Genomic DNA, 22,839 nt, shown 5'->3' on the forward strand with positions numbered 1-22,839 from the left:
CGGCGCGTCAGGCCGGATCCGGCTCGGCCAGCAGCATTTCGATGTCGCCGACGATCTCTTCGGGCTTGGTCAGCGGTGCATAGCGCTTGTAGACCGTGCCGTCGCGGCGCAGTAGGAACTTGGTGAAGTTCCACTTGATCGCCTGGGTGCCGAGCACGCCAGGTTTTTCCGACGTGAGCCACTTGTACAGCGGATGCGCATTCGCCCCGTTCACGTCGATCTTGCCGAACATCGGGAACGACACGCCGTAGTTCTTCTCGCAGAACGCGCCGATCTCATCTGCGCTGCCCGGCTCCTGCTTGCCGAACTGGTTGCACGGGAAACCGAGCACTTCCAGCCCCTTGTCGTGCAGGCGCTTGTACACCGCCTCGAGCCCCGCGTATTGCGGCGTGAACCCGCATTGGCTGGCCGTGTTGACGATCAGCAGGACCTTGCCCTTGTACTGCGACAACGGCACGCGCTGGCCGGTCAGCGAATCGGCTTCGAGGCGTAGATGTCGGTCATGGGCGTCTCCAGATACGCTTACACCACGTTCAGATGTTCGGTGCCGGCCGCCAGGTCGGTCTGCCCGGCGCGCTTGCTGTGCAGCTTGATCTGCAGGCGCAGGTCGTTGAGCGAGTCGGCGTTGCGCAGGGCGTCTTCGTAGGTGATCTTGTCCGCCTCGTACAGCTCGAACAGCGCCTGGTCGAAGGAAATCATGCCCTGCTCGCGCGATTTCTTCATGACCTCCTTCAGCTCGTGCACCTCGCCCTTGAAGATGAGGTCCTGCACCAGCGGCGTGGCCAGCATGATCTCCACGGCCGGCACGCGCCCCTTCTTGCCTTTGCGCGGCAGCAGGCGCTGCGCAATCATCGCGCGCAGGTTCAGCGAGAGGTCGATCAGCAACTGCTGGCGCTTCTCTTCCGGAAAGAAGTTGATGATGCGGTCGATGGCCTGGTTCGAGCTGTTGGCGTGCAGCGTGGCGAGGCACAGGTGGCCGGTTTCCGCATACTGGATGGCGTATTCCATCGTGTCGCGATCGCGGATTTCGCCGATCAGGATCACATCCGGCGCCTGGCGCAGCGTGTTCTTCAGCGCCACGTGCCACGACTCGGTGTCCACGCCCACCTCGCGCTGCGTGACCACACAGTTCTGGTGCGCGTGCACGTATTCGACCGGGTCTTCGATCGTGATGATATGGCCGTACGAATTGGCGTTGCGATGCCCCACCATGGCCGCCAGCGAGGTCGACTTGCCCGAGCCGGTGGCGCCCACCACGATCACCAGGCCGCGCTTGCTCATCACGATGTCGTTGAGGATCGGCGGCAGGTCAAGCTCGTCCAGCGAGGGGATCTTCGTGTTGATGGTCCGCAGCACCATGCCGGCGCGGCCCTGCTGCACGAAGGCCGACACGCGAAAGCGCCCGGCACCCGGGGCCGTGATGGCGAAGTTGCACTCAAGGGTCTGTTCGTACTCGCGCAGCTGCTTCTCGTTCATGATCGCCTTGACCAGGCTCATGGCCTGCGTGGCGTTCAACGGCTGCTGCGAGATCGGCGTGACCTTGCCGTCCACCTTGATGGCGGGCGGGAAATCCGACGTGATGAACAAGTCCGAGCCACGGCTGTTCACCATCAACTGCAGGAGTTCGTGGATGTATTTGGTGGCGGCTTCGCGGTCCAGCATGGCGTGCCCCTCCTTGAAGTCGGTGAGTGGTCGCCGCAGCGACCGTCAATGCGTCAGTTCGCGAACGCGTCGGGGTTCTTGGCGATGGCGCGCGCATCCGCGTAGTTGATCGCCGAGCGCTTGATGAGGTCGGCCAGGCACTGGTCGAGCGTCTGCATGCCCATGCCGCTGCTGGTCTGCATCATCGAGTACATCTGCGAGATCTTGTTCTCACGGATCAGGTGGCGGATGGCCGGCGTCGTGATCATGATCTCGTGCGCCGCAATCCGCCCCGAGCCGTCGCGCGTCTTGAGCAGCGTCTGCGAGATCACCGCCTCCAGCGATTCGGAAAGCATGGTCCGCACCATGTCTTTCTCTTCCGACGGGAACACGTCGACCACCCGGTCGATCGTCTTGGCCGCAGAACTCGTGTGCAGCGTGGCGAACACCAAGTGGCCGGTTTCAGCGGCCGTCAGCGCCAGGCGGATGGTTTCCAGGTCACGCAATTCGCCGACGAGGATGACGTCCGGGTCTTCACGCAGCGCCGACTTCAGTGCATTGGCGAACGACAGCGTGTGCGGCCCGAGTTCGCGCTGGTTGATCAGGCTCTTCTTCGATTCGTGCACGAATTCGATCGGGTCCTCCACCGTGAGGATGTGGCCCATGTCGTTTTCGTTGCGGTGGTTCACCATCGCGGCCAGCGTGGTGGACTTGCCCGAGCCGGTCGGGCCGGTCACGAGCACCAGGCCGCGCGGCTTCATCGCCAGCTCGGCAAACACGGGCGGCGCCTTCAGGTCGTCCAGCGAGAGCACCTTCGACGGAATCGTCCGGAACACGGCCGAGGCGCCGCGGTTCTGGTTGAACGCGTTGACCCGGAAGCGGGACAGGCCCGGAATCTCAAACGAGAAGTCGACTTCCAGGTTTTCTTCGTAGACCTTGCGCTGCACGTCGCTCATGATGTCGTACACCATGGCGTGCACATCCTGGTGCGTGAGCGGCGGCACATTGATCCGGCGCATGTCGCCGTGGATCCGGATCATCGGCGGCAGGCCGGCCGACAGATGCAGGTCCGACGCCTTGTTCTTGGCCGAGAAGGCCAGAAGCTGCGCGATGTCCATCTTATAATGACCCCCGACTTTTTTATGTCGCCCGGGCGTCGCAATGGCGCTCCGAGACGCGCTCCGAGCCGTCGATTCGACGTGCCGGAACCCTTGTTTATTTGTAACAAACGTCGCCGGATTATGTCTGTAATCGCCGCCAACTTGCAAGCCGTGCGTCAGCGGATCACAACGGCCTGCACACTGGCTTCGCGCGATGCTGCGGGTGTCACATTGCTGGCCGTTTCCAAGACGTTCGACGCCCACGCGGTGCGTGCCGCGCACGCCGCCGGTCAGCGCCTGTTCGGCGAGAACTACGTGCAGGAAGGCGTAGCCAAGATGGACGCGCTGGCCGATCTGCGCACCGGTCCGGACCCGGTCTCCTGGCATTTCATCGGCCCGCTGCAAAGCAACAAGACCCGCGCGGTGGCCGAGCGCTTTGACTGGGTCCACAGCATCGACCGGCTCAAGATTGCCGAACGGCTGTCTGCGCAGCGCCCCGAGCACTTGCCGCCGCTGCAGATCTGCCTCGAAATCAACATCAGCCGGCAAGCCAGCAAGCATGGCCTGCTGCCGGACTTCGACGGCGTGCTTGCGGTGGCGCGCGCCGTCTCGGCCCTGCCCCGTCTGCAATTGCGCGGCCTGATGGCGGTGCCCGAGCCCACCGACGACCCCGCCGCGCGACGCCGGCCCTTTGCCGCCTTGCGCGCCCTCGCCGATCAGCTGCACGAGGCGGGCATCCCGCTCGATACCCTGTCGATGGGCATGTCCGCCGACCTGGAAGACGCGATTGCCGAAGGCGCGACCATCGTCCGCGTCGGCAGTGCCATCTTCGGGGCGCGGCATTATGCCAACGCCTGAATTCCTGTTTTCTCTCACACCACAACTCTCATGCTCGACACTCTGAAACTCGGCTTCATCGGCGGCGGCAACATGGCAGCGGCCCTCATCGGCGGCCTGATCGCCAAGGGCGCGCACGGCGCCAACATCGTGGTGGTAGACCCGACCGAACCCGCGCGCAGTCGCGCCGAGCAGACCTGGGGCGCCCGCACGGCCGCCACTCCGGGCGCAGAACTCGCCGACCGCGACGTGATCGTCCTGGCAGTCAAGCCGCAGCAGATGCGGGAGGTATGCGCACAACTGGCGCCGCACCTGGGCGACAGCCTGGTGCTGTCGGTGGCGGCCGGCATCCGCATTCAGGATCTGTCGCGCTGGCTGAATGGCCACGCTCGCATCGTGCGGGGGATGCCCAACACGCCGGCGCTCTCAGGCCTCGGCATGACAGGCCTGGCCGCGAACGCCGGCCTGTCGGAGGACGACCGCGCCACGGCCAGCGCCATCGCCAACGCCGTCGGCAAAAGCGTCTGGGTGCCGAGCGAAGCGCAGATCGACGCCGTCACGGCCATCTCGGGCAGCGGCCCGGCGTATGTGTTCTATTTCATCGAGGCGATGCAGCAGGCTGCGCAGGAGCTGGGCCTGTCTGCCGAAGACGGCCGTACGCTGGCGGTGGAAACGTTCCTCGGTGCGGCCACGCTGGCAGGCCAGTCGGCCGAACCCGTGGAACTGCTGCGTGAGCGCGTGACGTCCAAGGGCGGGACGACGTATGCAGCGCTGACGTCGATGGAGGGCGCCGGCGTCAAGGCGGCGTTTGTGCGCGCCATGCACGCTGCGGCCGCACGCGGCAAGGAAATGGGCGAAGAATTGGGCCGCGACTGATCGACACTGCAACGAACGGACGGCATCAGCGCATGGACGCCGGTCTCTTCGTCATCGAACAGCCGGGGCTGTTCAAGGCAGCGATGGTGCTTGCTTTGCCACTGGCGTACTGGCTGTGGCACCGGTTCTTTGAAGATCGCCACGGTTTTCTGCGCAGCCTGCGCATGGCGCTGCAGCCTGACATCGTGTCGGCGCTGCGCGGCGAATATCCGGATGCCTTCTGGGAGATGCTGCGCGTACTCGCCCTTGCGGCGGGCTGCGCAGCCGGCCTCACGCTCATTTACAAGGGACTGTGCCTCGTCCTCTAGCGCAGCGCATACGCCGCCGCAACGCCCGCAAACAGGCAGGCGCCCAGCCAGTTGTTGTGACGGAAGACAAAGAAGCATTTCATCCGGTCACGCGTCTGCAGCATCGGGTAGTACCACAGCGCCAGCGCCACCGCTGCGGCAAACCCGATCCAATACGCCACACCCAGCGCCATCACATGGCCGGCCCAGGCCATGATCCCGAAGAAGCCGGCATAGCACAGCATGATCGCCGCCACATCGAAGCGGCCAAACGTGATGGCCGACGTCTTGATGCCGATGAGCAGGTCGTCATCCCGATCGACCATCGCATAGGCGGTGTCGTAGGCGACGGCCCAGAACACATTGCCGACGAGCATCAGCCACGCCAGCACGGGCACGTGGTCCTGCACCGCTGCGTAGGCCATCGGAATGCCGAAGCCGAACGCAATCCCCAGGTATGCCTGCGGAATCGCAAAGAAGCGCTTGAAGAACGGGTACGTGCCGGCAATCAGCACCGCCGCCACCGACATCCACTTGGTCAGCGCATTGAGCGGCAGGATCAGCGTGAAAGCGATGATGGAGAGCACGGCTGCCAGGGCCAGCGCCTCCCACGGCGCGATGAGGCCGGCGGTGATCGGCCGCTCCTTGGTGCGCTTGACGTGCTTGTCGAAATCCCGGTCGGCCCAGTCGTTCACGGCGCACCCGGCCGAGCGCATCAGGAACGTGCCGACCGTGAAGATCACCACCAGCGAGACCGGTGGATGTCCCTCGGCGGCCATCCACAATGCCCACAGCGTCGGCCACAGCAGGAGCAGCGTGCCGATCGGTTTGTCCATGCGCATGAGGCGCGCGTAGAGCACGGGGCGGCTGGGCTGGGCAGCAGACGATTGCATCAGAATCACCAAGGAAAAATGGCGCCTGCACGAGGCAAGGCGCCATTTTAGTCCCGACGCGCGGTCAGGCCGCCAGATCGAAACGGTCCAGGTTCATCACTTTTACCCAGGCCGCCACGAACTCGCGGAGGAAGCGGTCCTTGCCGTCGGCGCTGCCGTACACCTCGGCCAGCGCACGCAGGATCGAATTCGAACCGAACACCAGGTCCACACGCGTGCCCGTCCACTTCAGCTCGCCGGTCTTGCGGTCGTAGCCTTCGTAGATGTCACCGGCGGGCTTCCATTCGGTGCCCATGTCGAGCAGGTTGACGAAGAAGTCGTTCGTCAGCGCGCCAGGGGTCTTTGTGAAGACACCGTGCTGGCTGCCGTCTGCGTTGATGTTGATGGCGCGCAGACCGCCGATCAGCACGGTCAGCTCGGGCGCCGTCAGCGTCAGCAATTGCGCCTTGTCGAGCAGCAGTACTTCGGCCGGCACCGCGAACTTCGTCTTCTCGTAGTTGCGGAAGCCATCGGCCACCGGTTCCAGCACCGAGAACGACGCGGCATCTGTCTGTTCCTGCGTGGCGTCGACGCGGCCCGGCGTGAACGGCACGGTGAGCGTCGTGCCGGCGGCCTTGGCGGCCAGCTCAATGCCCACGCTGCCAGCCAGCACGATCACATCCGCCAGCGATGCCTTGCCCGAGGCGCGCTGGATCGCTTCCAGCCTGGCCAGCGTCCCGGCCACGGCCTGGTTGACGGCCCAATCGTTCTGCGGCGCCAGGCGAATGCGTGCACCGTTGGCCCCGCCGCGCTTGTCCGAGCCGCGGAACGTCGAGGCCGAAGCCCAGGCCACCGCCACCAGTTCCGAGGCCGACAGGCCGGATTCCGCAATCTTCGCCTTGAGGTCGGCGATATCGGCGTCGGTCGGCTGGTGCACGGCTGCCGGCAGCGGGTCTTGCCAGATCAGGTCTTCGCGCGGCACTTCCGGGCCGAGGTAGCGCGACTTTGGGCCCAGGTCACGGTGCGTGAGCTTGAACCACGCACGCGCAAAGGCTTCGGCAAAGGCCTGCGGGTTGTTCAGGAAGCGGCGGGAGATCTTCTCGTAGGCCGGGTCGAAGCGCAGCGACAGGTCGGTCGTCAGCATCGTGGGCTTGCGCTTGGGCGAGTCCGGCGTCGGGCCGGGGATGACCGCTTCCGCGTCTTTGGCGACCCACTGCAGCGCGCCGGCCGGGCTCCTCTCCTGCACCCATTCGTACTTGAACAGATTCTCGAAGAAGAAGTTGCTCCATTGCGCGGGCGTCTGCGTCCAGGTGACTTCGAGCCCGCTGGTGATGGCGTCCGCGCCCTTGCCGGTGCCATACGTGCTGGCCCAGCCCAGGCCTTGCGCTTCCAGCGGCGCGGCCTCGACATCGGCGCCAACGTGGCTGGCCGGCCCGGCACCGTGCGTCTTGCCGAACGTGTGGCCGCCGGCGATCAACGCCACGGTTTCTTCATCGTCCATCGCCATGCGGGCGAAGGTTTCGCGGATGTCCTTGGCCGCCTCGAGCGGATCGCCAGGGGCGTGCTCGGGGCCTTCCGGGTTCACGTAGATCAGGCCCATCTGCACCGCCGCGAGCGGGTTGGCGAGGTTGCGCTCGCCCGAATAGCGCGTGGCTTCCAGCCACTTGGTCTCGTTGCCCCAGTAGACGTCGTTGTCCGGTTCCCAGGTGTCTTCGCGACCGCCGGCAAAGCCGAACGTGCGCAAGCCCATGGTTTCGAGCGCGACGTTGCCTGTCAGGATCAGCAGATCGGCCCACGAGATGGCCTGACCGTACTTCTGCTTGATCGGCCACAGCAGGCGGCGCGACTTGTCGATGTTGACGTTGTCGGGCCACGAGTTGAGCGGCGCGAAACGCTGCTGGCCGCGTCCTGCGCCACCGCGGCCATCGCCCGTGCGATAGGTGCCGGCAGCGTGCCACGCCATGCGGATGAACTGCGGGCCGTAGTGGCCGAAGTCGGCCGGCCACCAGTCCTGCGAGTCAGTCATCAGTTTGCGCAGGTCGGCCTTGAGGGCGTCATAGTCGATCGACTTGAACGCCTCGCGGTAATTGAACTGCTTGCCGAGCGGATCGGACTTCTCGGAATGCTGGTTCAGCAGATCAACGCGCAGTTGATTGGGCCACCAGTCCTTGTTGGACGTACCGCCACCGAAGGTGTGGGAAGCAGCGGGGCCATGGCCGGAAAACGGGCATTTAGCTTCAGTCGTCATCATTCTCTCGTTGAGGTCTGGGGAGTGATGTGCCCCACCCCGGCAACCGTGCCGGCCGCCGGAGGGAGCCCAGTTCGCTGCTGTTGAAACGCCCGTCAAAGGCGTGGCGATACGGCCATCAAGGCATTACGCCAGCAGGGAGCGCAGCATCCACGCGGTCTTCTCGTGAATGTCCATGCGTTGGGTGAGCAGGTCTGCCGTCGGTTCGTCGGCGGCCTTGTCGACATCCGGGAACAGGCTACGGGCGGTGCGCGTCACGGCTTCGTGGCCGGCCACCAGCTCGCGCACCATGTCCATTGCCTCGGGCACGCCCTTCGATTCGGGAATCGACGACAGCTTGGCGAACTCCGAATACGAACCCGGCGCCGGATAACCGAGCGCACGAATGCGTTCGGCCACCGGGTCGACGGCATTCCACAGCTCGTTGTACTGCGTCTCGAACATCAGATGCAGCGTGTTGAACATCGGACCGGTGACGTTCCAGTGGAAGTAGTGCGTCTTCAGGTAGAGCGAATACGTATCGGCCAGCAGGCGCGACAGGCCTTCGGCGATCTTCTTGCGGTCCTTGTCGGCAATACCGATGTTGATCTGGGCTGCGGCCACTGCGCCGCCGTTCTTCTTTGCCATCTGAAATCCCCTGGAAAAGTGGTGTGCAAAATCGCGAGTGCCGACCGAAATCAGATCAGCCACGCGAGCGTCCAGCCTTGCTTTCGGTTGCCAGGCCCGCTGCGAGTTCCGAGCATGGCATCGCCCTGTGACGAAACCACGCGCGAACGGCAACCGGACGGTCAGGCCGTCAACTGCACCATGCTGTGCAGGAGGACGATCATAGCGCCCGCCGCCACAATGACCAGGCCAATCTGCTTGCGCACCCACTTGCGTTGCAGGCGGGCAGATTCCGCCAGGCGCGTGCCCCGACCACCGGCCGCGCTTCCCGGCATGCCGGACAGCATCGGCACCTCGGCCTGCGCGGCGCGCACCGTGTGAGCAAACCCCTGCCATTCCGAAACGAACATCCGCACCATTGCCACGATCTTTCCTCCTTGCAGTCCAGCGCCCTTTCGCGAACCTCAGGTCAATGCGATTCACCGTAGACGGCCAGCCACTCCAGCACGGCTGCAACGGCATCTGAGGCAAGGCGGGTGGACATGACTGGCTCCAGTAATCAGCGGCGAGCCGGCTGGCTCACCATGGAAAGCAGTCTACCTTCGCGCTATGGATTCGTGAATTTGATTGTTTTTATCTATGAATTAGACGTGCGCTATGGCCGTCATGCAAAAAGGTGTTGGCGTAGCGAAGGAAATTAGAAAATAGCGAAGTAGGCTGGAAAATATCGAAGTTGTTCTGCAGCGTTGAACCGCCTGGACCCCTACCGCCGGCCGGTCCACCGGCAATTCCTGGACCGAATGAATTCCGCGCCGCAGAAATTAGGCGCTTCATGACTTGGGAGCGCAGCCTCTTTGGACCCCTATGCACGCGGCGGCAGAACGCCGACAGCGGTATGCTGTATGCGGATAAGAAGGAGCAAGCTATGCCGGCAGACAAACTCGGGCGTTACATGAGGAGCGACTTGTTCCTCTCCCGCGTCAATGCAGCGGTGCGGGATGCTGTCCGTGATCTTGAAGAGCATGGCATCACGCCCACCTACATCCAGCGCCCGCAAAGCGATGAGTCGAAAGTCCAGCCTGACTCTAACGTCGCGCAGGAGCCTGGAAGCGAGTGAGCTGGGCGTCATGAATCCCGCCAGTCACTCAGCAGTCCTCAAGAAAACAAGAATGAGCGCTGCGATGGCAAGCGCAGAACATGATCGCCCTTCAGGCTGACGCGCGCCCGAGAGGGGGCACCGGATTCATCGACCACGACGATCTCACCGCCTTGGTGAAGCTCTAGCAGACTGGCCTCCACCATTTCGCGAGTAGCAGGCGTTGTGTTGATCAGCTTCAGGAAGAACTGCTCGAAGGTCATCCCCTCCGCGCCATCGAACAACATCTCGGGGATCTGCTCGAGCATGGTTTCTTTGCTCACGGCTGCCGCCACCTCGCTGAAATCAAATCCTGCCTGCAGCTTGTGCTCATCGTCGATCTTGCTGATGTAGCCCGTGCTGAACATGTGGAAACCAGCGTCCCCATAGTGCGAGAAATGATTGTGGTGCTGCCAGTGAGTGGAAGCCATCACATCCCGCGCTTTCCAGTGCTGCGAGAGATGCAGCAACCAGAAATCCCCGTGCCCGCGCTCAGGGCGAATAAAGAACGGCGTGTAAAACCGCGCCGAGCATTGATCGGTGAGACTCTGGTAGAGCGAGGACTGAAGATGTACGCGCCAGCGCGGCGACTGCTTGATCTCGTCGAGCTCCGACGCCCGCACCGATGTACTAACGCCTGTGGCTTTTTGGAAGGCCGCAAGGTTGCGCTCATTCAAGTACTTGATCAGCGCATCAATATAGAAGGTCAGGATCACCTCGGCGTGCTTGAGCTTGGCAAAAATATCGCGCAAACAATGCATCGGCACGTCGGAATAGCCATACTGATCGAGAACAAAAAGTGCTCGCCCAGAACGGCGGCTTCGATCATGGCACCGTTGAATGGCCGCGCCGCAATGGTCGACAAATTCGCCTTCGACCAAGCACACCTTACCGTTGGCGAGTGTGGCCCCGTACCCGCGCTCTTCCAGCAGGCGCCCAAGATAGTGCAAAGAGCTCTTTTTGGCGTCAACACAGATGAGTTCGACGTCGATCAGGATGGGCTTGCGACGCTCCTGCCGAACATTCAGGAGCGTTTCGGCCTCGCGTATGGCCTCAAGAATAACGAGAGGCGAGCCCGGGACTTCCTTGCCATCCTCGTTGAGATAGAGCCCCCCACCACAGAAGCCATCAACGATGGTCAGTTGGATCTTGTCCTGGTGCGGCAGCGGCACCAGCGTCAGGAAATAGTCGACCAAATAGTTGCGCAGGAGCGCATGCTTTACCTCGCTATGGCGCTTAAGCAGCGGTGGCGGACTTCCCCAGACCCATGTGTAGTGTGGCATTGAGTGGCAGCGCTGTTGTGGCCCCTGCTTATCAATGTGCTCCTGCAGCCTCCCAAAATCAAGGGCGCCTCGACGCCTCTCAGGTAGAAGTCACGCGCTCAACGACAGTGACCGGCATTTCGTCCCAGGTGCGGCCATTTAATTCGCGACCGTTAGCAGCCTTCGCCCGCTTTTTGCCGTCTGCCCCCCAACCGCCCCACTGCTTGAAGAAAAAGGCGACGCCCTGCTCCTGGCATTGCTCTCGAACAGCCTCTGCCCATTCCATCTTCATTGGACGTGCCTTCGGGCCAGACTCGCCCCCCACGATCACCCAGTGAATGTCCGTCAGGTCGAGTTCGCCAACATCAGCCAGTAGCGGTTCAACCGATAGGAACCGGATGGTCGCGGGCACTTGGCGTAGGTGGTCGATACGTGGAACACCGTATTTCCGGTCCTCGACAGAGACCCCAAGCCACGCATTCGTCGGCACGGAGCGCTTCCGGAAATAACGCGCCATCCGAGCGGCTCGTTTGGTAAGAATTTGATATGTATGGTGTGGTGTTTGCGCGATGACTTCGAACACTTTGTCGATATACGCGTCCGGCACCCGCTCGTGGAACAGATCCGACATGGAGTTCACAAAATAGACCGTCGGCTTCTTGCGTTTGATCGGGTCGTTGAAGCGCTCAGGTAAGAGAGTGAGCGCAAAGCCGTTCTCATAACCTGGCGTCCCCATAGCTTTCAGCCGCTTGGCCATGGCCTCCGCATAGCAATGCTTGCACCCGGGCGAGATCTTGGTGCACCCGACTGTCGGGTTCCACGTTTGCTCAGTCCACTCAATCTTGCTGATGGTTGTCATCGAGATATTCCCTGTTTTTTTATCTTAGTCCCACCGGCCGACTGCGGCCTATAGCTTCGGACAATGCCCCTGACGACGCCGATGATGTTCAGGGTTTTCTCGGGAGTCACCGTCCTGCCGTCCATGCCGTGCGATACGAGGCGCGGTTGGCCTCGATCACTCCTGAATTCCTTGATGGTCTGGCTACCGTCGATTTCGGCCACCACGATGTCGCCGGTCAATGCCTGCGAACTCGTCTCAACCACGGCGACGTCGCCACTCAGAATTCCTGCGTTCAGCATTGAATCGCCGCGCACCTTCACCAGCACGGTCTTCGAAGGCTTCGCCATCAACAGTTGATCGAGAGCCTGGGCTTGCACAAGGCCCGTAGCGTTGCCATCCGCGCCAAAGCCTGCTCGCACTTCATCGTCGCTCAACTCCAGCGTGAAAAAGGCAGGGCCTGGCGCCAAGCGCCCACCCACAGACTTAGTCAGATGGCCGGAAGCAATCAGCCGCTGCGTCAGTTTGAAAGCCGCGTTCTTCGCCTTGAAACCAAGCGCTTTGGCGATCTGGCTGTACGAAGGCACGCAACCCATCTGCGCATACGTGTCGCGAAGTCGGCGCAAATGCGCCTGGTCATTGTTGGTTCGAGCCATCGCTTTATTTTGGTGGACAATCGTCCACTAATCAAGAAAAATAATTGGACGCGGCGGTGGCCGCGCCTATCAGATCAACGAAGCAGATATAGACACCCGATCAGGAATCGAACAGGTTGAGGTTGGGACTGCGAGCAATGTCATCCCAAATGCGGTCTGGCAACTCGTGCCGGGACAGGAACACCATTCGATAGATGATCCGCCCCTTACCATCGGTAATCTTTGGCATCTGAACACTGACCTTGAAACCCAGGTCCCGCACCGCATCACACCATGCATTGAAGAACCACACAGGCAAGCTGGCCTTGGACAACCCATCGGTAGGCACCCTGGACCTCCAACCAGGCAGAGCATGGTCGAACCGATCCCGCTGAGGATCCAACTCCATATCAATATTGCGCGTTAGATCCATCAGACTGAAGTGGATGGCGAAATCCACGTGCTGCAGTTTGGATAGGCGCTCTATGATTGAGAACGACAAGTACTCCAGGTTGTAGGGGTCGATGTAGGCCAAGGCAAGCGCTCCAAACGGAACTGCCTTGATCATGGCATCGACTGTTTCAGCTGCCGGCCCAACGAAGCCCTGAACACTGGCGCCGGCGGCACCAAGGCGCAACTGATTTGCTCGCACTCGTTCCGCCTCGATATCGCCGATCAGGACACGTGTGAAGGGCGCGCCGGAGGCGGCGGATTGACGGTACGCCACTACCGAGCCGCCACTGCGGGTAAAGGATTCGCCCACAACTTGAATGCGACCGGGACCGCAGAATGGATCAATCAGTACCCGCTGCTTGAATTTCGCCTGAGCCTTACGCGTGGCATGAAGATACTGTTTGAGGTAGAGGTGCTTCTCATCGGGAACCCACCTACCAACCCCACGCCCATGCGGGCCACGCTCGATTGGCAGCTCAGGATAGGGATCTGGGCACTCATCAACTAGCTTATCTGCGTTCAATTGCTTTCTCAGAAACATGACGGAACCGGAAGCGACCGCGCGATCTTTGCCGCATTCAATAAAGGTATCGGCCGCCCCTTACAAACCGATACCCCACCTTAGTATGGAAAATTAGGCTAAGACAGTGGTTACCGACCTGCAATAGAAAGGGAGCACACACCAAGCCATGAATTTACTTATATCTGATATTAGAAAAGTGAATTTTTGGTGCCGCACATTCAGTTACCAAGACACCCTTCACGCCTAAGGTCAGTCGCGGCAACCTCTATCCGGTACGCAGGTTGGATATGCTATTGCCGTAGCTGATTTCTCGCGGGTAGCGTCCCCCAACGAGAGAAGGGTGCAGCGCAGCCGATTAATGTCGTTTCATTGACATCCAGGCGCTCTCGCATCGCCTCTGGTCGTGGTCGGAACAAAGCCTGCATGACCAGTTTGTACTGGCATTTGCGTCAATTGATTCTCCCTAGAAAATGCAATCCATTCTCTCCAAGACTTTTGGTGGCCTCTCTCGCGCCTACTACTTCCGTCATTTCCTGTTCGGATTGATCTTTCCCGCATTCATATTCTTCTTCGCAGGCAACGCCGGAAAACCGATCCCCTACCAGATGGTGCTGTTCGCCCTCATTAGCACCGTGCTCTATCCATATGCCCGATTCGTGTACGAAGGCGTGATGGGTTTCATCCTCGGTAACAACATCTTCTTTGTGAACGCGGTCGTGATGCTGTTTGCCAAGTTCACCACGATGCTGATTTGCTGGGCGTTCGCAATCTTCATTGCACCGATTGGACTGGTGTACCTGTACTTCCGCCACAGCAGGGCGTAGGCAGCGGTGGAGGTCTTCGTGAACGGCACGGCCGCGGCGGCTAGGCGGTTCCGCAGTTCATGGCGACGGTTTGACGAAAAAATCAGAGTCGCATGCTTCGTATAAACGCGTTTCCCAAAAGCGGGGACCATTGGCGCGTGGACTGGTTCGGCCCCATTGCCTTCCCCGATCGCATGTTGCGGCGGCGGCATCCATCCGTGCTGGTCTCGCTGTCCAAGGCTAACGCCCCAGATGGTGCCGGTCGCTTGTCGCTCCTATCGCTCCACCAGGCTGAAAGGCAAGCAACCCGATGCTGGGTTTCAGTCGGAACCACAATGCTCTTGCGCATCGGTGACCTGTGGCGCGAGCAAAGCTTGGAATCCCGTGCCTCTGACGAGGAGCTACTCTGTGAAAATTTGGTGATCGGCCGAGACACCTGCGAACTCGTGAAAGCGGGATCGAGCTTCGAAGATGGCAGCTTCATGCTGCCGCTCCATCAGCACGCCGGGCATCGCGAGAATACGCGCTCCTATTGTGTCCGGGTCACGCTACCCGACGGCAAGCTCCTTGTCGTACCGTGCATGGAGTTGATTCGCTTCTACTTTGGCTCGTCCAGCGAACTCCTCAATCGGTTGTTCTCTCCCCAGCTCCGCAAAGAACATCTCTACACAGGGACACCAGCAATCGATCGGCACAACCGGATGACGCTCCAACTTGCCGACCGTATTCCACGCGCGAGCGCTGAGGACATCGCTCGAATCGCCGGTAGTCGCCTCGCTTGGCATGCGGTCGCAATGATTGGTGCCTCCTGTGCACGAGCTGCGCAGGAGCGCCAGGAGATTTATCCACAGACACTATTTCCATTCGAAGGGACGACAACACTTCGGGCCTCAGGGGAGTGGCTGTCGCGAGGTAATGACCCAAAGGGCACGTTCCTCGTCTATCAACTTCTGAGTTGCTCGCACCCGTTCCCCTTCAAGTCATTGCGATTCCGCGTGACGGGCACGAAGAAAGCGCACGGCTCCAGCGTGGCTCCCGGCACCCCGCCACAGGAGGCTGCACCCTCCGCGCGGAGAGCCAAGAAGCCCTCCCAAATCAGCCTGGAGGAGCATGACCCCTCGTCACAGCTCGCTCCGGCCACGATGCCCATGCGCGGCAATCGGCGATTCGCCGACTTAGAGAATAAATGGGTCTTCGCAGACCGCACTATCGCCGGGCAAAGGCCTTGTGCAAGCGCCTCGCGCGGTGAACCAATCAGCGAGCACGCGATCGGCGAGCCAGGCTCGACGAAACGCATCCGAGAAGCGCAGATCGTCGAAGGCGACGACGAAGTCCCCGACCCACCGGCATTCTTGGATCATGCAGTCAAAGCACTATCCACGCTGAATGACGTTTCCGTGCGAGTGCTGACGTCGAGCCGTGACGACGGGTGGTCCGTTCCAATGCCACTGATCGCGGACGAGGATGGAGTGTTGAACGAGCACCTGTTGGTTCCGGAAGACGGGCACCGGCTCAAGCGTGTAGCCGCCTTCGCGGTTTCCTCGAAGGAAGCCTCCACGTTGCTCATGGTTCACGAAGCCTGTCCACCCATATCGTTTGCCGTTCCGTTGGAGAACAAGGATGACGAAGCGATACAGCGCGCGATCCAGGCAGCGACGGAAGCGTTCATCTCGGTCCAGGACCGTACCGATGATCAGGTGATGGCCTTGGAGCACACACAGATCAGTGCTCCCGACGAATTGCGCTCGTGGATCTCAATGCAGCTGCGCCACGCGGCCATCACGTATCTGCGTTGAGCCGCTCCTCGTCAGCGAATCGCGACGTGCCTGGACGGTTGCTTCGCGCCTGTACTGCGCCAAGATATCTTTGATGAACGGATGGTGCAGCGGCGCGATGGGCTTGACTAGACGCTCATGCGCTTCGGGATCATGTCGAAGAAGCCAGAGCGACCACAACAGCACGGCGTGCCGGGTCAGCACAGATTGCAATTCCAGTGCCGGCTTTCTGGCCTGCTCAATTTCCAAGTCGGAGAAGCCGAAGCGGCAAGCTAAGCAATTGCAGAGACGAGGCGTAACCTTGCACGACAACACTGTCACTGCCATAGCGTGTAGACGCTCCAACTGTTCACGCCGACCGACTGCGTTCAAGACGAAGAGGTCGCGCGTCAGTTGCTGCAGCTGCAGAAGGTGACCGCTCCCTCGATCGTCTACAACGGGCGCCTCCGCCAGCCGAAGGTCGTAGTCACAATTGGGGCAATGGCAAATACCGTCAATTTCGGCATGACACAAACTCGCATCAACCCTCTGGATGAACAAGCAAGCGCCGCAGCTTGGGCACCGATCAAGTAGTACACATTGGTGCCGCTCACAGAAGGTTTGCAGTGCGACTCGCCAGCGGAGGCGGAAGTGCGGTATCGGGTCGTCCCTCAGGCAGTATGGACAGAACTGAAGACCTGGACCGAACCGAGTGCCTCGCGGCAGATTGATAGAGATCACCCACGGAAGGGATCCGCCAACGTGAAACTTTGGGTACAGGATCTGCTCATAGACGCGAAGCGTGGCCTGACGAACTACCTCCAGATGGGTTCCTGTGTGCAACGCCAGTGATGCCAGAAGCGACTCGGGGCCATGTCGATCAATATCCACCGTCAGCACCCGAGCTGCAGGGCCGAGTGCCAGATTGCAGAACGGCATCACACTCATCCCATGGCCATGTGCCAATCGAACGATCCAGCTCGACAGAAGCTCACCCGGTATGGGCTTGTACCGAACCGGCCAGAGCGGCGTCTTCGCACATGACCACGTTTTCATAGCCGTCGTGTGTACGTCCTGCGTTTAGAGGGTGGGACCCAGTCCAACTTGGTAAGCTGCTGTTCGGTGATCGCCTCGTTCCCGGACCGAATGGCCTCCACCGCCGCAGTCTTCACGAGGTCGAAGATGTCTCCGAGGGTGGACTCGCTCTTCATGTAGATCGCTTGCATCATCTCTGGGCGATGCAGCCCTGACGGCTTACGAAGTGGTGTCCGGTGTTCAAGGGTCATCAGCAACGTCCCCAACTGCCGGCCCGGCGTCCAGCTAGGCATCTCGATTGGTACGAATCGGCTCGACATCTGTGGATCAGCGTTGAACGCGTTGTACGCCTCCTCGATCCCGGAGGCGACGATACTGATCTTCGCTTCGTTGCTCAGGCTCTTGAGGGCATTGCGAAACTCGCGCTGCTTAGTGAGGCCACCGGCAATCAGATGATGGATCTCGTCAACGATGAGGATTCGCACATCCATCTCGCCGAAAAGACGTTTGACCTGCGAGTACTTTTCATAGACCGGAGCCGTCGGTTTATATGGCGTCATCAGACTATCCATGATCCGGCTGTAGAAGTCCGACAGGTCCGGCTTAGGTGGCGCGTCAATCATCACCACCGGAGATCTGGTCACCTCCTGCTCCGGGTCCAAATCTGGAAGGTGTCGGTCGCGAAACCGTTCAAGAATGGACGTCTTCCCGCTGTATGACGGCCCTACGATGAGGTAGCTCGGCATCCGCGTCACCTTCGGGTAGTCGAGCAGATCCTCCAGTTTCTGAAGCGTTGCCTTCGCATGGTCGAGCGGCAGCCAGGTACCCGCTTGGATCAGACGAATCCGCTCCTTGTCTGGTAGCGCCAACTGCTCCTGTGCCTTCTGACTGAGATGGCCGTACTCGGCTGTCAGGCTATTCATCGTCGCTCAGCGGTTGAATGTCGTCAGGGTCGTACCCGCGTATCGCCGGCGCAAGTCTGGACGGCTCGACCTTTGAAACCTGTGGCAAGTCTTGAGGCTTTTGGGCCCGAGCTTTGGCCTGTTGCTTACGCTGCTGCTCGGCACGACGCGCCGCTTTCGTTTTCGCGGCAGCTGAAGCTTCGAGCTCGCGCTGTCGCGCGATCAACGCGAAAAGATCACGCTCGCTGTATTTCTCCATGCCCGCATCTCGCGCCGCCTTCTTGGCCGCGCGTATTTCCCAAATGCTCGCCACTGGGAGACTCATGTCTCGATAGGGGATTGGGAAATAGCGTTTGAGATCGGGATCGAAAAAGTACAGCACACTCATGTCGCTCGGGTCGTAGCGGAACCGGAACTGCCTGGTCCGCTTCGAATCCTTTGGGTCCCGGGCGTTCACCCATGGACGCAAGATGTCATGGAAGTAGTGAATTCCGTCGATCGCGACGCCGTAGTCTTGGATGGTCCGATCCTCATATGGCATGAAATCGATCCGGAGCTTCTCCGCGTCAGTGCGTATCGGTGGCAATCCACGGCCGATTTTTTCCCGTGTTCCGAGAATGCCTTCGCGCCACCTGGTCAGTGGTGTTGTGCCGATACCCGAGTGCACCGCGCGGTGGTATCGCGCAAACATCAAGACGAGCCACTTCTCCAGCTCATCGAAAGTCATGCAGGCATTGCCCTCGGCATCGTATTCCCCCTTTTGCCGCGGGTTGGCAAAGGTTGCGCCTTTCAGCCCCTTCAATTCTTCCGACACCGTGCCCATGAGCCGTTCAATGTGCCCGCCGTAGCGAGGTTGTTTGACCGGTCGCAGATGAATGTCGATGTGGTACTCCCTCGCAGCGAGAGCTAGCATCTTGCCTCTGAATTCGCGAGCGTTATCCAGGTGAAGTACGTCCATCACCCCATAGAACGGCCACTCTATGTCTCCGCACCCCACGCGAGCCATCCAGGCATCCTTTGTCAGAATGGCATGCGAGATGCACATGCCAGCGGACATCGCCGATGGTGCGTCAAAGGACAAGTACATGCCGAGGCAAACGCGACTGAATACATCGATCGCCAAGGTGATCCACGCCCGGCCGATGGACTTTCGATGTTTGTCATCGACAATGATGACGGGCAACAGGGTGTGATCGACTTGGACCAGTGCAAGCGGCCATTCGGCATCCGGGATGGATCCCTTGTTCACGCGGAATCGCTGCTCTGCCGCACGCCGGCCCTCCCGATGTTTGAGCGATTCCTGCTCACTCAACCAACTGAGATGCCGATAGATGGTCGACACGGCGGGAAGAGGCTCGATGCCTGCGTCATGACAGAGGCGGCGGATTTCCCGGGCGGTCTTGGCCACAGACGGCTTCTGGTTGGTCAGATGGTGTTCTTGAACGTAGTTGTCCAAAATCAGCTTTACCTCTGCCGAGAGTCGACTGCGTCCGCGGCCGCCGCTCTTGCGTATCGGCAGCAGCGAAGACAACAGCTCGGATGAGGAATACGCATTCAGCCAGTTGTAAAGCGTTGGAACACTAACACCCGCGTTAGCTGCAGCGGCGACATAGTCGGATTTTGTGCGATCCCGCCGTCGATCAAGTAGGGGACGAATAGCTTGCAGCCGGCTTTGCGCGATCTCCCATTCCTCGCTGGACACGTCTTCGAGCTCGACTTGGTCCCTGCACTCTGCCGGATCGCTACCGCCCTTGAACGGAGCCTCGAGTGAACCCAGCTTCAGCAAAACAAGCTCACCCGACGCCTCCTCACGCGCGAGAATCTTGTTCAAATCGGCATGGCGGAGAACTGTGTACTCACGCCCATCATGAGTGATGGTGCTGCCCTTCCTAAGGTGCAGGAGAGTCGGCACCTTCGCGAACGCATTACCTGTCATGGCCTAGCTAGGTAGAGATAGCTGAGTGTTTTCCGTCAACGGAACCTGCAGATCGGCTTGAATTGCACCATGAGCAACAAGATGCCAAAGCACTGGAGTCCAATTTGCGCGTTCCTCTAGGCTGCCCGCCAGATTGCCGAGCAATGCCGCCGGCGTCGTTGGACTACCCTCCCGACGCATCGCATCAAGCAAGCGCTCAGCGGCGGCCGGATCTGCTGGTGTATGACGGTACCGGTGCAAATATTTCAGGTTTTGGATGCGAGGTGTCCTGACATCCGCCTCTGTTCGGGTCACGAAGATCCAACCGCACTCTTCCGCGAATACAACTGCTGCCGCGAACTTCTCGCGGTACTTTTCGGCGTACCGATTGAGGTGCTCTTGTGTTTTGACTTCCACCAGCTCTGGTGGTCGCTGAATGCCCAAGGACGTGGGGCGGTATGTCACCAGCAGATCTGGGACATAGATCCGCCCGCGAGATAGTGGAATTTCGACGGGCTGACCTTCGTACGATTCGACTTGCGGATCCGAGTCCAACAGGAGCATGTACTCCTTCTCCAGAATCGACTCGAACTCAATGACTTCGTCCGCCCGTGGGGATGCGTGACGTCCCGTGACGAAGAGGTAGTTTTTGGGGATCCGGCGCACCGGCATAAAGCGCTCCACAAAGCACACATCCGTGGATTCTTGCTTTCCCCACCCTGACTTGTCGACCCTCCATGGCGAGGGGCCCAGCGCAATGAGCGCGCTTCAGTCTAGGTCGGCTAGGAATACTTATGTAGTACGCACATGGTTTCCGTCCACTGAAAGCGTGAGGCTGCTTGCCCCCGCAATATCGAAGTGGCATTGCGTTCTGGCAAAGGAAGAGCCCGGCCGAAGCCGGGTTCCGATGTACGTCTGGTCTAGCAGCGAGGGGGCGCAATCACGTTGGCGCACCATGCCCCCGCCGTGCGACCGCCTCCATCAACCCAGCGATAGCCACATCGAGATTGAGCATCAGGCTCGCTCGGACCTCCCGATCAAGGAGGCTCGTCGACAGTTTTCCCATGGAAAAACGCCTCTTCATGAACTATCATGGGTCATCAAAAAACTGATTTTTACTTACTTTTTCATATATAAATCAATAACTTGCAAGTAATTTTTGAGAATTTATAGTGCACCTCTTTCTAGATATTGGTGCACTGTTCGATGAAAATTCGCTCATCAATTCCTTCAGGAGGTTTTCAGCATGGGCGAACTAGTGAAAGTGATCTGCATGTCGCTCGAAAAATTGGCCGACAGATCGGCAGCGCTCACCCCGATGCTCGCAGTCATCGCGGTGATCGTTGCCTTGGTTGTTCTTGGGTTAGTGGTCATAAAAGGCGGGCACTGACATGAACATCAAGCCGTGGGCGCCAATGCCCATTGATTGGATTCGGGATGGCCGTATTAAGCTGTTCGACTGGAAAACAGATCACTCGTCTGGAACAGCGGCGCTCGAACTGTTCTACGTCATCTGCCATTTCGCAACCGACCGCGGCCCGCGTGTCCGCGGATACTCAACCGCACTGCAGCCGGTAGTAAAAGCGCCAGCAATCCCTGACTACGCGACCCATCTTGACGGGACACCCGTGGTGCCGAACTACAGCTTCGTTCAGGCCGCAATCGGATTGGCCGACGCGGAATCCATAACGCCAAAGGATGATGCGAGTGCCCCCATCGCGCAGCTCACGTACGACGACTTCGCGGCTCTAGCTGGGCTGTCGCGCAAGTCGATCGCTAACGGGCTTGGGTTGTTGGAGGACCGGGCGATGATTGCGCGGCCTGGTTCGGCTCGTTCGAGCGAATATGCGCTCCTCGGGCTGGCCGGTCGCCAGTTCGCTAAGTTGCCAGGCCAAGCACTGTTGTCGCCGGCCAAAACGAACTTCTACCCGTTCACCAAATTTCATCTGCGCAGCCGGCACGAGATTGAGGCGTTGAAACTGCTCTTCTACTACGCGTCGATTCGCAGCCGCTCCGACTTCTGTTCGGAGGCAAAGTACGAGACGATCTGGCAACAAACCGGCGTGCCCGAGCGCCATATCGCCAGTGCGAATTCACTCCTGATCGCGGTTGAGCTACTGTCGCGCATCGAACGAGGTATCAGCGACGAGCTTAATGGGAATCGGTCTGGTGCAAACCGATACTACCTACGTGGATATAAATGTTTTGGTGCACCAACGCGTGCGTCAATCGATGCTCAAGTGCCTGAGTGAAGGCGCGCCGCTCCTGACTAACACCGTACGAAGATCCAGAACATCCGTAGAAGTGCAGACGATTCCGACCGCTACGCTTCGCGCTTAATTGACCCGCTATAAATGATTGCAAACATTGCTCAGACATATGCTACCGCCGCAAAATTGCTAAACGACAACCAAGGGGTTGTCAGCGTTGCAATTTTCGCGGCGACCCTCGTGCTTGGCTGGGTCAGCGGAATCTTCTCGGCACTTCGTCGCAGACCGCGATTCAAGATCCAATGGATCGATGGTCCGACTTTCGTGTGTACGTTTCCTACAGGAAAAAAACACAACGAGTTTGATGTTCATAGAACTGGAGTTGCCCTTTACCTCAAGATTGCAAATACAGGATCAGCTGCATCGAGCATCGAACAGATATCGGTCGGGTATCACTGGCACGTAGCTCCATTCTCGCGAGCTTGGTTCAAGTATGGGATCAGACGGTTTTGGCTACATGCTCAAACGGCCGCCATATCCGATTTCCAGACAGAGATAGGCGAGAACATCAAGGTCTATCCATTCCTGACACAACGTAGCATTTACGCAGTGACTAGGGCCGCGACATACTTGGAGCCCGGTCAGGCCGAGAATGGGGTCGTCTACTTCGAACAGCAGGATAGCTGGGGCGGTTGCTACCCAAATTCGAGCGCGAAGGGAACTCGACTTAAGGTCTGCTTACGAGACGTCTTTGGTGGAAAACATGTTGCTCGCCTCACGGTGCCGAATGTCACGCTGGAACATGCGAGGAAATACAACCCATCATTCGGCAAAACACTTGCTGAACTTCGTAACGAGCCACTGCCTCACGATGTAAGGAACTAGAGAATGAGGCTCACGGTTGGAA

At 59.9% G+C, this 22,839-nt stretch carries 24 protein-coding genes and 1 pseudogene; 9 read left to right on the forward strand and 16 right to left on the reverse strand.

Annotated features, from left to right (window positions below; all coding sequences use genetic code 11):
- Positions 1-7: 7 nt before the first annotated feature.
- The 3 genes from TK49_RS16335 to TK49_RS16345 all read right to left on the reverse strand — a co-directional run bounded on the left by TK49_RS16335 (position 8) and on the right by TK49_RS16345 (position 2,759).
- Positions 8-457: a glutathione peroxidase gene (locus tag TK49_RS16335; protein ID WP_045787650.1), complete on the reverse strand. Its 450-nt coding sequence runs from the start codon at positions 455-457 to the stop codon at positions 8-10.
- A 65-nt stretch (positions 458-522) separates the two neighbouring features.
- Positions 523-1,662 (reverse strand): PilT/PilU family type 4a pilus ATPase, encoded by a 1,140-nt coding sequence (locus TK49_RS16340; RefSeq protein WP_045787651.1) that lies wholly within the window; start codon positions 1,660-1,662, stop codon positions 523-525.
- A 53-nt stretch (positions 1,663-1,715) separates the two neighbouring features.
- Positions 1,716-2,759, reverse strand: a complete 1,044-nt coding sequence (locus TK49_RS16345; RefSeq protein ID WP_045787652.1) for a type IV pilus twitching motility protein PilT — start codon at positions 2,757-2,759, stop codon at positions 1,716-1,718.
- Positions 2,760-2,882: 123 nt separating this feature from the next.
- On the opposite strand from TK49_RS16345, the gene TK49_RS16350 reads away from it, so the two are divergent.
- Genes TK49_RS16350 through TK49_RS16360 form a run of 3 tightly spaced genes read left to right on the forward strand, consistent with a single transcriptional unit; the run spans position 2,883 to position 4,762 of the window.
- Positions 2,883-3,599 carry a YggS family pyridoxal phosphate-dependent enzyme gene (locus TK49_RS16350; RefSeq protein WP_045787653.1) on the forward strand — a complete coding sequence of 239 codons (717 nt, stop codon included), beginning with the start codon at positions 2,883-2,885 and terminating at the stop codon, positions 3,597-3,599.
- Between the two features lie 30 nt (positions 3,600-3,629).
- Complete coding sequence (proC, locus tag TK49_RS16355) at positions 3,630-4,454, forward strand: pyrroline-5-carboxylate reductase (RefSeq protein WP_045787654.1); 825 nt, start codon at positions 3,630-3,632, stop codon at positions 4,452-4,454.
- Between the two features lie 32 nt (positions 4,455-4,486).
- Positions 4,487-4,762, forward strand: coding sequence for a hypothetical protein (locus TK49_RS16360; RefSeq protein WP_045787655.1), 276 nt, complete (start codon positions 4,487-4,489; stop codon positions 4,760-4,762).
- Here the strand turns inward: TK49_RS16360 and ubiA are convergent.
- The 4 genes from ubiA to TK49_RS16380 all read right to left on the reverse strand — a co-directional run bounded on the left by ubiA (position 4,759) and on the right by TK49_RS16380 (position 8,892).
- Positions 4,759-5,634, reverse strand: coding sequence for a 4-hydroxybenzoate octaprenyltransferase (ubiA, locus tag TK49_RS16365; RefSeq protein WP_045787938.1), 876 nt, complete (start codon positions 5,632-5,634; stop codon positions 4,759-4,761). The two genes, TK49_RS16360 and ubiA, sit on opposite strands and share 4 nt — an antisense overlap.
- 64 nt (positions 5,635-5,698) lie before the next feature.
- Complete coding sequence (gene katG, locus TK49_RS16370) at positions 5,699-7,861, reverse strand: catalase/peroxidase HPI (protein ID WP_045787656.1); 2,163 nt, start codon at positions 7,859-7,861, stop codon at positions 5,699-5,701.
- Between the two features lie 126 nt (positions 7,862-7,987).
- Positions 7,988-8,488: a Dps family protein gene (locus TK49_RS16375; protein WP_045787657.1), complete on the reverse strand. Its 501-nt coding sequence runs from the start codon at positions 8,486-8,488 to the stop codon at positions 7,988-7,990.
- A 161-nt stretch (positions 8,489-8,649) separates the two neighbouring features.
- The gene (locus TK49_RS16380; RefSeq protein ID WP_045787658.1) at positions 8,650-8,892 is read right to left on the reverse strand and encodes a hypothetical protein; all 243 of its coding nucleotides are present in this window, start codon (positions 8,890-8,892) and stop codon (positions 8,650-8,652) included.
- 500 nt (positions 8,893-9,392) lie between these two features.
- Here TK49_RS16380 and TK49_RS16385 point away from each other — a divergent pair, with 500 nt between their 5' ends.
- On the forward strand, positions 9,393-9,584 hold the full coding sequence (locus TK49_RS16385) for a hypothetical protein (protein WP_045787939.1): 192 nt from the start codon (positions 9,393-9,395) through the stop codon (positions 9,582-9,584).
- 38 nt (positions 9,585-9,622) lie between these two features.
- On the opposite strand, the gene TK49_RS16390 is transcribed toward TK49_RS16385, so the two are convergent.
- The 4 genes from TK49_RS16390 to tcmP form a co-directional block, all read right to left on the reverse strand.
- A complete protein-coding gene (locus tag TK49_RS16390) occupies positions 9,623-10,885 on the reverse strand; it encodes a three-Cys-motif partner protein TcmP (RefSeq protein WP_045787659.1) in 1,263 nt (420 codons plus the stop codon).
- 79 nt (positions 10,886-10,964) lie between these two features.
- Entirely contained in the window at positions 10,965-11,723 is a 759-nt protein-coding gene (locus TK49_RS16395; RefSeq protein ID WP_045787660.1) for a DUF5131 family protein, read from the reverse strand.
- Positions 11,720-12,358 carry a LexA family protein gene (locus TK49_RS16400; protein ID WP_045787661.1) on the reverse strand — a complete coding sequence of 213 codons (639 nt, stop codon included), beginning with the start codon at positions 12,356-12,358 and terminating at the stop codon, positions 11,720-11,722. The genes TK49_RS16395 and TK49_RS16400 overlap by 4 nt, the downstream gene beginning before the upstream one ends.
- Positions 12,359-12,458: 100 nt before the next feature.
- A complete protein-coding gene (gene tcmP, locus TK49_RS16405) occupies positions 12,459-13,313 on the reverse strand; it encodes a three-Cys-motif partner protein TcmP (RefSeq protein WP_240479890.1) in 855 nt (284 codons plus the stop codon).
- 470 nt (positions 13,314-13,783) lie between these two features.
- Here tcmP and TK49_RS16410 point away from each other — a divergent pair, with 470 nt between their 5' ends.
- The gene (locus tag TK49_RS16410; RefSeq protein WP_045787663.1) at positions 13,784-14,137 is read left to right on the forward strand and encodes a hypothetical protein; all 354 of its coding nucleotides are present in this window, start codon (positions 13,784-13,786) and stop codon (positions 14,135-14,137) included.
- A gap of 314 nt (positions 14,138-14,451) precedes the next feature.
- Positions 14,452-15,912 (forward strand): hypothetical protein, encoded by a 1,461-nt coding sequence (locus TK49_RS16415; RefSeq protein WP_240479891.1) that lies wholly within the window; start codon positions 14,452-14,454, stop codon positions 15,910-15,912.
- Here the strand turns inward: TK49_RS16415 and TK49_RS24995 are convergent.
- The 5 genes and pseudogenes from TK49_RS24995 to TK49_RS16430 all read right to left on the reverse strand — a co-directional run bounded on the left by TK49_RS24995 (position 15,871) and on the right by TK49_RS16430 (position 20,394).
- Positions 15,871-16,431 (reverse strand): hypothetical protein, encoded by a 561-nt coding sequence (locus tag TK49_RS24995; RefSeq protein WP_240479988.1) that lies wholly within the window; start codon positions 16,429-16,431, stop codon positions 15,871-15,873. The genes TK49_RS16415 and TK49_RS24995 overlap by 42 nt on opposite strands.
- Before the next feature lie 42 nt (positions 16,432-16,473).
- Positions 16,474-16,926, reverse strand: a pseudogene (locus tag TK49_RS25000) (TniQ family protein); the annotation flags it as partial.
- Positions 16,923-17,828 (reverse strand): TniB family NTP-binding protein, encoded by a 906-nt coding sequence (locus TK49_RS16420; RefSeq protein WP_045787665.1) that lies wholly within the window; start codon positions 17,826-17,828, stop codon positions 16,923-16,925. The pseudogene TK49_RS25000 and the gene TK49_RS16420, both read right to left, overlap by 4 nt.
- Positions 17,821-19,743 carry a Mu transposase C-terminal domain-containing protein gene (locus TK49_RS16425; protein WP_045787666.1) on the reverse strand — a complete coding sequence of 641 codons (1,923 nt, stop codon included), beginning with the start codon at positions 19,741-19,743 and terminating at the stop codon, positions 17,821-17,823. Before TK49_RS16425 ends, TK49_RS16420 begins: the two co-directional genes overlap by 8 nt.
- Positions 19,744-19,746: 3 nt before the next feature.
- Complete coding sequence (locus TK49_RS16430; protein ID WP_045787667.1) at positions 19,747-20,394, reverse strand: heteromeric transposase endonuclease subunit TnsA; 648 nt, start codon at positions 20,392-20,394, stop codon at positions 19,747-19,749.
- 574 nt (positions 20,395-20,968) lie between these two features.
- Between TK49_RS16430 and TK49_RS24585 the strand changes: the two genes are divergently transcribed.
- The 3 genes from TK49_RS24585 to TK49_RS24245 all read left to right on the forward strand — a co-directional run bounded on the left by TK49_RS24585 (position 20,969) and on the right by TK49_RS24245 (position 22,817).
- Complete coding sequence (locus tag TK49_RS24585; RefSeq protein ID WP_157774007.1) at positions 20,969-21,112, forward strand: hypothetical protein; 144 nt, start codon at positions 20,969-20,971, stop codon at positions 21,110-21,112.
- A 1-nt stretch (position 21,113) separates the two neighbouring features.
- Positions 21,114-21,974, forward strand: a complete 861-nt coding sequence (locus TK49_RS16435) for a hypothetical protein (RefSeq protein ID WP_045787668.1) — start codon at positions 21,114-21,116, stop codon at positions 21,972-21,974.
- 102 nt (positions 21,975-22,076) lie between these two features.
- Positions 22,077-22,817, forward strand: a complete 741-nt coding sequence (locus TK49_RS24245; RefSeq protein WP_082076331.1) for a hypothetical protein — start codon at positions 22,077-22,079, stop codon at positions 22,815-22,817.
- The last annotated feature ends 22 nt before the right edge of the window (positions 22,818-22,839 follow it).

Origin of the sequence: Ralstonia mannitolilytica, assembly GCF_000954135.1 — a bacterium.
GTDB lineage: Bacteria > Pseudomonadota > Gammaproteobacteria > Burkholderiales > Burkholderiaceae > Ralstonia > Ralstonia mannitolilytica.